At 45.8% G+C, this 12,523-nt stretch carries 16 protein-coding genes; 3 read left to right on the plus strand and 13 right to left on the minus strand.

Annotated features, from left to right (window positions below; translation table 11 throughout):
• Positions 1 to 318: 318 nt before the first annotated feature.
• Complete coding sequence (rsmA, locus tag QUA83_RS29035; RefSeq protein ID WP_333297601.1) at positions 319 to 1,140, minus strand: 16S rRNA (adenine(1518)-N(6)/adenine(1519)-N(6))-dimethyltransferase RsmA; 822 nt, start codon at positions 1,138 to 1,140, stop codon at positions 319 to 321.
• Between the two features lie 277 nt (positions 1,141 to 1,417).
• Here rsmA and galK point away from each other — a divergent pair, with 277 nt between their 5' ends.
• Positions 1,418 to 2,497 carry a galactokinase gene (gene galK, locus QUA83_RS29040; protein ID WP_333297602.1) on the plus strand — a complete coding sequence of 360 codons (1,080 nt, stop codon included), beginning with the start codon at positions 1,418 to 1,420 and terminating at the stop codon, positions 2,495 to 2,497.
• On the opposite strand, the gene QUA83_RS29045 is transcribed toward galK, so the two are convergent.
• Together QUA83_RS29045 and QUA83_RS29050 are read right to left on the minus strand one after the other, a co-directional pair.
• Positions 2,487 to 2,861 carry a signal peptidase I gene (locus QUA83_RS29045; RefSeq protein ID WP_333297604.1) on the minus strand — a complete coding sequence of 125 codons (375 nt, stop codon included), beginning with the start codon at positions 2,859 to 2,861 and terminating at the stop codon, positions 2,487 to 2,489. The two genes, galK and QUA83_RS29045, sit on opposite strands and share 11 nt — an antisense overlap.
• A gap of 56 nt (positions 2,862 to 2,917) precedes the next feature.
• A complete protein-coding gene (locus tag QUA83_RS29050) occupies positions 2,918 to 3,595 on the minus strand; it encodes an SRPBCC family protein (RefSeq protein ID WP_333297605.1) in 678 nt (225 codons plus the stop codon).
• Between the two features lie 1,073 nt (positions 3,596 to 4,668).
• On the opposite strand from QUA83_RS29050, the gene QUA83_RS29055 reads away from it, so the two are divergent.
• The gene (locus QUA83_RS29055) at positions 4,669 to 5,163 is read left to right on the plus strand and encodes a hypothetical protein (protein ID WP_333297607.1); all 495 of its coding nucleotides are present in this window, start codon (positions 4,669 to 4,671) and stop codon (positions 5,161 to 5,163) included.
• A gap of 177 nt (positions 5,164 to 5,340) precedes the next feature.
• Positions 5,341 to 5,940, plus strand: a complete 600-nt coding sequence (locus tag QUA83_RS29060; RefSeq protein ID WP_333297608.1) for a class I SAM-dependent methyltransferase — start codon at positions 5,341 to 5,343, stop codon at positions 5,938 to 5,940.
• A gap of 216 nt (positions 5,941 to 6,156) precedes the next feature.
• On the opposite strand, the gene QUA83_RS29065 is transcribed toward QUA83_RS29060, so the two are convergent.
• The 10 genes from QUA83_RS29065 to QUA83_RS29110 form a co-directional block, all read right to left on the minus strand.
• Positions 6,157 to 6,591 carry an HNH endonuclease gene (locus tag QUA83_RS29065; RefSeq protein ID WP_333297610.1) on the minus strand — a complete coding sequence of 145 codons (435 nt, stop codon included), beginning with the start codon at positions 6,589 to 6,591 and terminating at the stop codon, positions 6,157 to 6,159.
• Positions 6,584 to 6,997, minus strand: a complete 414-nt coding sequence (locus QUA83_RS29070) for a hypothetical protein (RefSeq protein ID WP_333297612.1) — start codon at positions 6,995 to 6,997, stop codon at positions 6,584 to 6,586. The genes QUA83_RS29065 and QUA83_RS29070 overlap by 8 nt, the downstream gene beginning before the upstream one ends.
• Before the next feature lie 87 nt (positions 6,998 to 7,084).
• Positions 7,085 to 7,327 carry a hypothetical protein gene (locus QUA83_RS29075; protein WP_333297614.1) on the minus strand — a complete coding sequence of 81 codons (243 nt, stop codon included), beginning with the start codon at positions 7,325 to 7,327 and terminating at the stop codon, positions 7,085 to 7,087.
• 144 nt (positions 7,328 to 7,471) lie between these two features.
• Entirely contained in the window at positions 7,472 to 8,218 is a 747-nt protein-coding gene (locus QUA83_RS29080; protein ID WP_333297616.1) for a uracil-DNA glycosylase family protein, read from the minus strand.
• Between the two features lie 189 nt (positions 8,219 to 8,407).
• A complete protein-coding gene (locus QUA83_RS29085) occupies positions 8,408 to 8,644 on the minus strand; it encodes a DUF433 domain-containing protein (protein ID WP_333297618.1) in 237 nt (78 codons plus the stop codon).
• Between the two features lie 123 nt (positions 8,645 to 8,767).
• Positions 8,768 to 9,007 (minus strand): DUF4926 domain-containing protein, encoded by a 240-nt coding sequence (locus QUA83_RS29090; RefSeq protein WP_333297619.1) that lies wholly within the window; start codon positions 9,005 to 9,007, stop codon positions 8,768 to 8,770.
• A 10-nt stretch (positions 9,008 to 9,017) separates the two neighbouring features.
• On the minus strand, positions 9,018 to 9,353 hold the full coding sequence (locus tag QUA83_RS29095; protein WP_333297621.1) for a DUF6883 domain-containing protein: 336 nt from the start codon (positions 9,351 to 9,353) through the stop codon (positions 9,018 to 9,020).
• A 64-nt stretch (positions 9,354 to 9,417) separates the two neighbouring features.
• Entirely contained in the window at positions 9,418 to 9,651 is a 234-nt protein-coding gene (locus QUA83_RS29100; protein ID WP_333141274.1) for a hypothetical protein, read from the minus strand.
• A 79-nt stretch (positions 9,652 to 9,730) separates the two neighbouring features.
• On the minus strand, positions 9,731 to 10,708 hold the full coding sequence (locus QUA83_RS29105; protein ID WP_333297625.1) for a heme o synthase: 978 nt from the start codon (positions 10,706 to 10,708) through the stop codon (positions 9,731 to 9,733).
• Positions 10,709 to 10,841: 133 nt separating this feature from the next.
• On the minus strand, positions 10,842 to 11,753 hold the full coding sequence (locus QUA83_RS29110) for a heme A synthase (RefSeq protein ID WP_333297623.1): 912 nt from the start codon (positions 11,751 to 11,753) through the stop codon (positions 10,842 to 10,844).
• Between the last annotated feature and the right edge of the window lie 770 nt (positions 11,754 to 12,523).

Here is a 12,523-nt window from a genome sequence, read left to right on the forward strand (position 1 = left end):
CGGGTTTTTTATGTGTTTTTGTGCCGATTTCGGAAAAAAACGCCTTGTTACGGATCAGTTATTATCAGAAATTATAACTTGGCCAATTATAGGCAACAAAAACTTATGTTTCTTCTAGCTTGAATCACCAATCAATTGCTCTCCTGATTTTCCATCACTTATTCAGCAAGCCCTATATAACCCCGGTCAATGTGACCTCTGAAATTTATGTGGATTTAATCTATTAAACCATTACTGTGCATCAGTACCTATAAAAAAACAGAAGATCCAGATACCAGACTTCTTTAAAAATTGGGGTATCTAACAGAATCGTTAACTTCAAACCTCGCACATAATATTATTACTCAAATTTACCCATTGCTCCACGCTTAAATCTTCAGCGCGAGATTGAGGATTGATCTGTAACTCTTCTAACAATTGAACGAGTTTATCTAAATCCACAGCCCCTTTCAAATTATTTCGCAGCATCTTGCGCTTGCTACCAAATCCCAACTTAACTAAATTCTCCAAATAGCGCGGATTAACCGCCGGAGTTTCTATCTGTCTGGGAAGCAGCCGCACCACGGCAGAATCGACTTTGGGCGGCGGAAAAAAGTCTTTAGACGGCACATCGCAAATTAACTCGCATTCTGCTAAATACTGCACCCGCACTGACAGCGCGCCAAAAGCTGTCGAACCCGGTTTAGCGTAAAGCCTTTGGGCCACTTCTTTCTGCACTAACAGTACGATCGCATTGAAGGGTTTAGCCGCAGGAACAGATATCGTTCCCAGCAGTTTTTGCAGGATCGGGCCGGTAATATTATAAGGGATATTGGCAACAACTTTATTGGGATTTTGGAATTTGGGAAAGGCTGTTAGTTCAGCCTCTAAGTCCATTTCCAGGATGTCGCCTTGCAGCAGTAAAAAATTGTCGGTTTTGCCGAGTTGTTTTGCTAGCTTGAGACACAAATCTCGATCGATCTCCACAGCAACAACAGACTCAGCCGCAGGTAGCAAGCGTCGAGTCAAAATCCCCGTGCCCGGCCCAATTTCCAGGACGCGATCGCCATTCAAAGAAGCCGCTTTCACAATCTTATCTAAGGCTTTCTCGCTTTTGAGCCAATGTTGAGCAAACTGTTTTCGGGGTCGGGTCGATCGCATTTTTTGAATTTTTGGAGAAATCTTAGCCTGTCATTCTATCACAACTCAATATCTTTTCCCAACCTACGGTGATGTTTATTTTTGTTAACAGGGGTTGAATTAACCAAAAAAATTGGGCACTATAATAAGGACAAACGATAAAAAATAAATTTATTTCTTCCCCATTACCAACAGCACAACACGTAAGTCACGGAGACAGAGATAGCTGTTTTTCCAAATAACCAATAACAAATAACCAATAACAAATAACCAAGAACCAATTAGCACTTCCCCAAAAATGAAATTCCAACGAGTATTTGGTACATTACCCAAAACCACAGCCAGCGCCCCCGGCAGAGTAAACCTGCTGGGCGAACACACAGACTACAACGATGGATTTGTACTTCCAACAGCGATTCCCCAGCGCACCACAGTACAAATCGGCTTCAGTAGTGACGATCGACACCATTTTTATTCAGCAGAATATGACGAACTCATAAATTATTCAGACGACGATACCATACCGCAAAAATTTGTCACTTATATCTGTGGCTGTCTGAGACTTTTAGAAAAAGAAGGATACAAAATACCGCCAATAAATCTCTACATTACCTCGACTGTGCCGATCGGGGCCGGTTTGTCCAGCAGCGCCGCTTTAGAAATAGCAACCCTCAGAGGAGTGCGCGCCCTACTGAACCTCCCCATAGACGACGTGCGGCTAGCTCAAATCGGACAGCAAGTCGAAATCCGATATGCCGGCTTGAACTGTGGCATCATGGATCAAATGGCTTCGAGTTTAGCAGACACCAACACCATGCTATTGATCGACACCCGCAGCCTCGAATGCCGCCCGATACCTTTCCCCATAAACACAGAAATTTTAATAATTGACAGTGGCGAAAGCCACGAACTGGCAGCAGGAAGCGGCTACAACAAGCGGCGCGCAGAGTGTGAGGAATCCGCGCGGATATTGGGAGTTAAAGCTCTCAGGGATATAGCCGATCCCCAAGCTGTCGAAGTATTGCCGGAACCCCTCAGAAGACGAGCGCGGCACGTGGTTACTGAAAACAACCGCGTACTCGAAGCGGTAAAATCTTTGCCAGCAAAACGTTTTGGTGAGTTAATGAATGCTTCCCACGCGAGTCAGCGCGACGACTACGAAGTTTCGGTGCCGGCAGTAGACACGCTGGCGGCCATCTTGCAGTCAATCCCCGGAGTTTTCGGCGCAAGGCTGACGGGCGGAGGTTTTGGCGGTGCTTGCGTAGCCCTCGTGGAGAGTGGAAAAGCGGGTGTTATCGCATCAGAGGCGATCGATCGCTACCAGCGTGCGGGTTATAGCGGCCGCGTTTTGGTTCCCGAAGTTAAAGTTAATTCTTAACTCCAGAACTATCTCCCGGTAGGGAAGGCCACCGCACAGTCACGATTACCGAATCCTCCTCAGCCGACCAATAATGAGGCACTCCCGGCAGCCAGAGAGCATAATCTCCTTCGCGAGAAAGCAAGATTTCTTGCTCTGGAAATTGCAGGCGAAACCGCCCTTTTACCAGGATAGAAAGCGTCGTGGCTGCCGCATTTACCGCCCACTGAGTCCTACAATCTCCGGCGGGGTGAGTGCCCCATTTTACCTCTAAAACAGAAGTCGATCGCGGGTCATCTTCCGGCGTCATAAAGTGACCCGCAAACCAACCGCCCCGACTTGCACCTTCAGCGCCCGCATTTCCGAAAACCACTTGAGATGACATCAGCTAATCCGGTAAACAACAAAGATGCTTAGATCGGGGGGACACCCTCTAACTTATTACTTGCGACCCGAAGGTTGACCTTCCGTAGTCGCTATTTCCCCAGCTTCCATCAACTGCTTAAAGCGACGTAAATCATCTGCAATTTGCTGTTCGGGAGCTTCGCCAAATAGTTTAGCAGCGCCAGCACCAATTGCACCGCCCGGAGGGTTGTATTCGATGACAACTTTTACCTCAGTACCGCGTCCCGCTGATGCCGGTTGAAAGCGCACAAAACCCGAATTGTCAACATCAGATCCTTCCACAGACGCCCAAGCAATTAAGCGATTTTCTTCTTCGCGGACAATCTCTGCATCCCATTCCACACTATTGCCCATCGGCGCGCTGGCAATCCAGTGAGAACGTTTTTCATCTATTACCGTAACGTGTTTGAGATGCTTCATAAACCGAGGCAAATTTTCAAAATTGCGCCATAAACGGTACAATTCATCAGCCGGTTTGTCGATCGTCACCGTCTTTTCAACTTTAATGCTTTGATTCGGATCTGCAGCAGACTGCAAACCCTCCACAACCCCCAGACCGCGCGCCGCTAAACCGCCGCCCGCAACCGCCAGCAAAGCACCTCGCAAAGAACGCTGCGACAAACCAAAAAGCACCAGCGCCCCGCCACCAATTAAAGATGCCCAGCGTTCGGTATCGCCGGTGTTAGTTTGGTTTTGTTTGTCGGAATTTGTCATTGAAGTAGATTCCATTGGTTTAAACCTGGTAAAGTGAAATACCCAAACTAAACGGAATACCGTTATAATTTGGGCTTCGTGTCTCGTTTGCCGTTGCTCTGTTGGGGATATCCATTGCTGAATATTCGTCACCCAAGACAATCCGAGTCTGACACAGCATCTCTGGGTTTTTACACCCTTTATCCCTTCATAGGGAACCCACGCAGAAGTCCTATTTCCTAACACCAAAAACTATGTTCGTACAACAAACTTGGATTGTATTTCACATTAGGACGTATCCCAATAACCAGCGGTCTGTTCTTTCCCCCTTTCTCTCGCAGTTGTCCTTGGCAAGCATATAACTGCTACTGTAGCCTGTTGTTTGCAGTCGAGTGGGTGGGTCGCAACCATTTATATTTTACAGGTTTTTTTGCTAGAGAAACAGTAAATTGTCGCTCTTTTTCATAGACATTGCTTGGCTTCTATCCCGACGCTGAATTGAGTACAATTACAGCGCGGGACTTACGCCAAATCAGTTGAACAGAATCGGATTTTGTTGAGTTTTTGTTCCTTGAGAGACTGGCATATAAATAGAGACGCACAACACAGCAAACTGTTGTACCAGCGCTTTGAGTCCCTTTACAGATATTAAGTTCACCGCTGAAACTCCTTTTATAAGGGGTTTTGTAATAAAAACAACCGATTCTTTAAAATGTATCTCTCCTGACATGGCCCCTGCGTCTGCCTAAAGTAATGATCGCCTGCTGTATATCCTTTCATCCTCGGACTAAAAGGGGGTTTCCAGCCGCTGTTCCAATCGAACTGCTTATGACCTAAGATAGACGGCGCTAACTCGGCCGTTAGTTTACCATAATTTAGTTTAGTCGGCTTCCACTACTGGTTATATCTAATGAAAACAAAAATGTTTCAGGGGTTGCTATGGGCAACATTTCTTGCCTAGACCTTGCTGCTAGCTGCTCTCGATCAGCCCGGAACGCTAACAGTTATGAAAAAAATGCTCAAGTTGCAGCTAGAAGGAATCAACCCCTACCTTGTCACCATATTTGCTTTCATGGGAGTGTGGCCGATGGTCTATGCTTGCCTCCTATTCATTCATGAGAAAACCCAAAATATATCCGCGCTTGCCTGCTTTCATCGCTTCCAACGGCGCCGGTATCATCGGTTTAATTCCCTACTTAGTCCTGCGCCAGCCTCAGCAAGAATTTTCCGGCCGCAAAGATATGTTGATCAAAATATCAGACTCCCGGTGGACAGGCTTTTTAATTTTACTAACTACTATTTGGCTGTTAGCTTGGGCTTGGTTAAATGGAGATTGGGGAGATTATGTCAGGCAGTGGCAATCAATTCCTTTTGTGCATTTAATAACTTGGGATTGTTGCTTGATGGCTGTAATATTTCCCTCACTTCTGGGAGACGACATGGCACGCCGTGGACTCTCGGACGATCGCATTTTTTGGGCAGTCTCTCTAGTTCCGCTGTTAGGGCCGCTAGTTTATCTTTGTCTGCGCCCCCCTCTGACAGAATCTGCAACAGAAATCGCCACTTTCCCACGGACAGCCAGAAATTGAAACATTGAAAAATTTGGTAGTGTTCAAGATGTAATGAATATTCAAGCCGCAACGGGATTAACAAACGCTCAAAAAGCGACATTGAAAGCGTTAGGGGCGGTCGCGTAGTCTGGGTGTACCGTGGAGAAAGATTTTAATTGTCCTGAAAATCTCGATCGCCACTTATGAGGTGACTCTATGCAGCCAAATGATACATCGGCGCGCTACGACCGAATTGCCCAATGGTGGCAAACTGAGCATCAAGATTCAACCTACGGGATTGCCCAATTAGAACGGGCGATCAAATTTACTTGTAAGCAGCACGCAGCACTTGATGTCGGGTGTGGAAGTAGCGGACGTTTTATTAACAGCTTATCCAAGCATGGATTTCAGCCTGAAGGACTTGATATTTCTAGCGAAATGATCAATTTAGCCCACCAGCTACATCCAGAAATCACTTTTTACCGGGAAGACATTTGTGATTGGCAGCCGCCGAAACTTTACAGCCTGATTGCAGCGTGGGATAGCACGTTTCATCTGCCAATCAACCAGCAAGCGCCTGTGATACAAAAGCTATGCGATGCGCTTGAACCCAATGGAGTGCTCCTGTTCACTTGTGGCGGCGGACATACAAGCAGCGAGGTTTCGGGAGCATTTCAAGGTCAAGACTTTGATTACAGCACTTTAGGTGTAGATACTTTCCTGCAAATTCTGGTTGAGCATCATTGCACCTGCCGCCATCTCGAATATGACCAGTATCCTGAAAATCATGTTTATATCATTGCCCAAAAGACCTAATTTATCATTCGCACCATTAAAGTGTGGGATGTCGCAACTGGTGGCTGTAACCGGACGTTGATGGGCGATCGGCTGTTTGAAGGTATGAATATTCAAGGGGCAACGGGATTGAGGAATGCTCAGAAATCGACATTGAAAGCGTTAGGGGCGTTGGTGTAACGTGTGTCGAGATTAGGGCGATCGCCATTTAGATCGCCGCTGCGATCGGATATTCAATTACGAATCATTGTGAGGTGGATGTAGAGCGATAGAATGCAGGACTCCTCGAAGATTGACTACTCCTTCTCGGTTGAGTTGCAGCCGATCGATGGTAGCGCGTCCAGTCGGTGTTAAACCCAAGATTTGAGTCGAATCGGTGCTCCAAGTAAAGTGTTCGCTCCAGTTATCCTGTCGAGGATGATAAAGTGGGACGGAGCCACCTGTAACGGGGTCGATCGCCTCACTATGACTGTATTTGAAATTGTTGCACCCATGAGCTGCGATCGCCAGATTATCCAAATCACTGGTGCCACCTTTGGAGCGAGGGATAATGTGTTCAATGGAGAAGGGATCTGGAGAGAATTTAGCTTGACTGAGACAATACTCGCAGCAACCATTGGCGCGTTGTTTAATGAATTGTCGTTGCTGCTGTGTGAGGCGGGATTCAGACATAATCAACGATATCGGGATGAGGATTGATGCCGAGGGTTTGCATGAGCTCCGTCAGAGGTTGGTTGCGGAAGGTTGCGAGTTGAATTAAGGCTTGAATGCGGGCAACATTGAGTTGTTCAAGGCGATCGCTCATTTGGATCAGTTGCTTGTGTTCATCGGGAGTCAGGGTTTCGGCATGACGCTTGGCGATGAGGGCATGGTATTCTTCCCAGGTTTGTGCACTAAAGCCGATGTTAATTTGTTGCAGCAAGTCGGCTTCAGTAGGTTGGGTGGTTGGAAGTTTAGGCTGGAGGCGTTCTTGCAGGGCGTTGAGGATGTAGCGATCGGGTTCAACGCCCTGTCGAGATGCTTCAGTGCGGATTTGGTGTTCGAGTTCGGGAGAAAGGTTGAGGGTGATGGTGGTCATGGTTATCTTGGCAGCAACATCTATTCATCATTTTAGCGATCGGGCTTTCACCTTATCTCGAACTTCATCGCCTGGGATTTCTCGATTTTACTGCCCGCGTCCTGGTTTGCAATCTACGAAACCTAATGCTTCTGTGTCGAGAAAATTGGCGATCGAAATGGCGATTGAAATGGCGATCGGATATTCAATTTCCGCAGCACGCGCAATTAGAGCCGCTTTAATTCGTTCTGGCAAGCGTCTCAAAATGACTTCGGCATCAGCAGGAGAAAGTTGTTGTTGAAGTTTGGCTTGCATGGCATTCACCTTTGGGTTGGAATTTGATAGATACATTCAAGCCACTACCCAACTCAGATTTAGCGGTCTAACGTTGCCAATCACCCGCCGCAAATTACCTCAGACTGCCACCGACAGGATCTCGACGGTCGGGTGCATTGGCGTTGTTCGAGTGCGCGCATCTCTTGCCGTATTTTGATGCTACCGCAAAAAAGCGCGTAACTTTTCAACTTCATCACCCTGTAAACACTTAGCAAAAGAACGGTGGGTCCGAGCATTTGGATGGGGGAGAAAAGCAAAAAATCTTTCACGATTCCCTATCTCAACGAACTCGGATATTGAATTGGCTGTAGAGATCTTGAATTGGCTTTGAATCACTTGCTTTGCGCGTGCCCCCAGTACCACTATCACTTTTGCTCTTGCTAGTTCTAAAACTCTCAACAAGTAGGCTTCCACACATTGCTCCTGTGATTCTTCTACACCAGTTTCGGCACGAGACTTACAATGCACTATCTCGGTAAGCGCATAATCAATGCCTGGACTAACGTTCCGTTGAAGTAGCTCAATCGCACGTTGTCTAACCGCTGCCCAAAATCGAGTAGAGCGACTATATTTCCCGTCTTTTAGCAAGGATTTTGTACCATCAACGATCCAGTGCTTACGTCCTCCTCCAAAACGGTAATTGAAATAATCGTGTACTTCGCTACATGACCAATCCCAAGTTGGGTAATCTTCATCAGAGCCAATTGATGGATTTGAACTCAGGAAGAGAATGGGTGCTTGCTCTATCTGTCCACTCCAAGGTTCAGGCACTTGAAATTTTTCTAACCCAATTGCATTTTGAGAGTCAACAATTTTACGACATGGATTTTCAACAGAAAGATCTTCTTGACACTCTCGTGCATGGGGACAATGAACAATTTCACTTAGCAGAGTTTTTTCAGACATTCCCGAAATATATCAACTGATTACGAGTTTACGAAAATCTAGCAGTCGGACTTATAATTGTATCGCAGTTGCGGTACAATACCCAATAGAAGAGAAAAATACCGCCGATCGATCGCTGATGTATGTCACCAAAAGTGGCACTAATTCACATAGCAATTGCTGCCGTTCGATGAAAATTCAACCTAATTGTCATGCGGCTAAAACAGGACGATCGAGCTTGCGGACTGCATACAGAAGCGTAGCTTTAATATAGTCAATTTCCAAGTCTGGAAATTCTTCGATAAACTTAAAAATTTGCTCACCCGCAGCCAGCAACTCTAGGATATCGATGACTCGAATCCGCATTCCCCGGATGCAGGGACGACCGCCACATTGTCTTGGGTTCACTGTAATTCTGTCAAACAGATAAGCAACGGATGCTGGCATTGCTTAAAATTGTTTAAAATCTTTGTCTTTAGCTTACTTCATTTATCGCCCGAAACTCACGCCGTGATCTAATTCTGCGATCGCCATTTCAACCTCAAAACTCTGTAAAGTATTATTTGTGCGTTAGGCGTAAACAGGAAGTGGCTCATAAACGAGTTGCATGAGTTTTCCTGAAGGAACGGTTTCCATTGCATAGGTATTACCTTGAGCATCGGCAAAATCTACTAGATAAGCGCGATCGTCAAAGCTCATGAGAATAGTGCCCACTTGTCCCGGTCGCAGCAAAATTGGCTGATAGGTTGCTTTATGGATTGCGTGAATTTCTTCTGTCAAGGCAACAACATCATACTCGTGTAACGTCATCACAGTATCCTCACTTATTGACAGGATAGGTATTAGTTAGCCTAGGAAAGTCTTCATCGGTGCGAATCATCCAACATGACAGCACCCAAGAGCTTCCTGTTTCCGTAGTCATGAAAGATTTGATATCATACTGGGTTCCATAGTTGTCGGTTTTATAAATTTCTGCCTCCTGATTGACCGCACATTCTAATAAAGCGACTTCTAAAATAGCTTTGTTTTCTAGTGTAATTCCCAATCGATTTCTAAACAGGATGGCTTTATCTTTTCCTTTGGGATGCTGCATATTTAGTGAGTATCGCTCAAGCTTGTCGCCAAGCAGTGCCTTCTCTCCGTTGGGTAATTTCATCGGTCGAAATGGTCAAGTCACTTGGTGGAAAGTTTTCATTTGCCAGAAACCGCATTAACTTGCCTCAGCAATTTGCCCGTTGTGCCATATATCGATCGAAAGTTGTGTAATCTCCAGCTTTGTAATCAGCACGGGCCGCTTCAATTTCGGCAATGTCTTCTGGAGAATCGTCCTCATTCGGGAATAATTCAGCTTCCAAAAATTCCCATATCTTGTATCTTTCAGCAATTCCCAGTGACGAAATAGCTTCCAGCAGTGATTGAAATGAGATGTCTACTTTCACAGTATTCTCAGCCATCCGAACTTTCCTCCACTTTAAATTTTACAATATACCCAGTGCCCCAAATTCTCTAAGAATTCGGGGCTCTAAAAGCAGACTACATCACAACTGCACTAATCAAAGTTTGCACATTTTGTACAACAGCAGTAGTAAAATTACGAGTCACCGGCAAACTGTCAACCACTATTCCGGCGCACAATAGCATCAGGTACAGAATAGAGTATTTAAAGAGCGATCGCGCAACAATCTTATCCTCTGGAGTCTGCAACAGCAACCAAGCTTTTTGGGCAAAAATAGCACCGAGGAAAATAGCTGTTCCCGCATACACCGCGCCCGCTAAATGCAGGGGATAAACTAGCAGCAAAGTTGCAGGAATCATCAATAGCGTGTAAATCCAAATTTGGCGGGCTGTCTCTTCGTCGCCCTCAATTACGGGTAACATCGGCACGCCTACTTCCTTGTATTCATCGCGAATCATCATTGCTAATGCCCAAAAATGCGGCGGTGTCCACAGGAAAATAATCCCAAACAGCAGCCACGCGCCCCAACTCAAATCTCCCGTAACCGCAGCCCACCCAACTAGCGGCGGAATCGCCCCTGCTGCACCGCCAATGACGATGTTTTGCACGCTGTGGCGCTTCAGCCAGTGGGTGTAAATTAGGACATAGAAAACGATGCCTGACATTGCTAGCAATGCGGCTAATAAGTTGGCAACAACTGTGAGCAATGTAAAGGATATTGTAGCTAGGGCGATCGCAAATATCAAAGCATCCCGCTTCTTGACGCGCCCCGAAGGAATCGGCCGCCACCGGGTGCGCTCCATAATATAATCGATGTCGCTGTCGTAAACACAATTAATCGTATTCGCCGACGCAGAAGCTAAAGCGCCTCCAGTAATAGTTGATACCAGTAATAGCGGATCTACTTCTCCTTTGGCCGCCATCCACATTCCTGCTGAGGTGGTGATTAGCAGCAGTAAAATAATTCTGGGTTTTGTTAGTTGATAGTAACTTTTCACGACTTGCGAAAAGTTTTCGTGGAGACGGGGACTGTCGTTGGTAAGGATTTCTTGCATCGGTTGTAAGCTGTTAGTAATTATTTGCGAATTCGTCATTAGTCATTAGGTTGGAGTGGCGGGTTTTACAAGAAATATTTGATGTAGCTACAAGAATTAATAAACCCGCCGCCTCTTACTTTAGTCTTATCTCTCAAGCTGATAAAACTCGATCGCGCCAAGCTAAAACACTAAAAGCTATCAGGGTTCCCAGCAAAGCAGCACCGACTGCTTGGTGGGCGACTGTCAGCGGTTCTACCTGAAGGTGCAGCCGGAAAGTGGCTAATCCCAGAACTAATTGAGCAATGAGGCAAACACTCGCCGAATTAGCCAGTTTCCGCAAATTTGGGCTCAGTGCAGGCTGCCGCCAAGCCATCACTGCTACGGCTAAAGTCGCTGCTGTAGCTGGTACGATACCGGCGATGTGGCTGTTCATTACCGAACACAATTCTGAGGAGATCAAACATTGGTGTAGTGCCCATCTAGAGCCTACTAATGCTCCTAGCAAACTTTGCAGGTAAACTAACAATGCTGCGATCGAACTTACCCAAGCTAATTTGCCGACATTTCCTGTAGCTTCGTAGGGAGTCAGCATGAAACCGATGACTAGCAGGGCGCCAAAAAATAGTAAAGCTGTTCCCAAGTGAGCGGTAACGATGTCAAATCTCAGCAGTTGTGTTACTGTCAAGCCGCCCAATACGCCTTGAAAAACGATTAAAAATAGTGCTCCGGCGCTCGCAATCGGCAGCCATTTTGGCAGGCGGCTGCGGTAAAACAAAGATAGTCCTAAAAGTGCGATCGCGCTTAAGCCAATTGCTGCTGCGTCCAACCGGTGAAACCATTCCAGAAATACCTGCAAATTCATTTGCGCTGCAGGTATTAATTGACCGTAGCACAGCGGCCAGTCGGGGCAAGCGAGCCCCGCATTCATGACTCGCGTGGCGCTGCCTACAGCCATTAACAGCCAGGTTGCGATCGCAATTTTCCACACTAAGCCGCGGATAATATCTTTTGGCTGCCACTGCACTCCTGCTGCGTTTGGCTGATTTAAAACTGAGTTTGCCATGAACTTTACCTTAGCCTTTGTTATCGATCGAACTTAATGAAATAGCGAGCTTTTACTTTTGCTGAGCTTAGCCGAGCTTAACACTCTTTTTCTGTGACAAACCGTCATATATACTACCTTAGCGACATCGCAATCCAATTAGTTTGTCTTTAGATATTTTTCAACTTTCCTCTTTACATTACAAAGTATTGCAGCTATTTTTATAAATTTCAACAAACTTTAATTATTTTACCGAACCCTTTGCTGTTACAGCCTCCCTCCCAGTCCCACTCGCAGAGAAAAATAAAGATATGATTAAGAAAAGCTTTTTTTCAAAGGTTTATGATATATACCCAACTTTAACGTAAAAATTTGTAACTAAATACAGGACTCAAGAGTTACCCCCTAGGTGTTTTTCAAGGTAGTTCTCAGGTTTACTCACGTCAGATTGTATAATTCAGTTCCAACACTCAGCGTTTTATCTAATCCACCAGTTATCATTTCTTGCCTGCTTAACTAAATTTGGAAGGGAGGAAGTGGCGCTTTTGCAGTGTAGGGTTTACTAATCTTTGAATCGGTAACTTATAAAAATTCCTGCAATTTTATGGTGAACCCCCTTGAAAGCATTCAGACTAAACAGTGCGATCGCTATTTTTACTATGCCAATGTTACTGAATTATATCAGATCCGGGCGATCGCATATAATAAGGGAGTAGGTGCGATTCGTTTAGCCGAAACCTGAAAGGGGGGATGGCTAGCAGCGATGGGGTAAACCCAAGCAAGGGTTAGAG

Source organism: Microcoleus sp. K1-B1 (genome assembly GCF_036704705.1).
In the GTDB taxonomy this organism is placed as follows: Bacteria; Cyanobacteriota; Cyanobacteriia; order Cyanobacteriales; family Microcoleaceae; genus Microcoleus.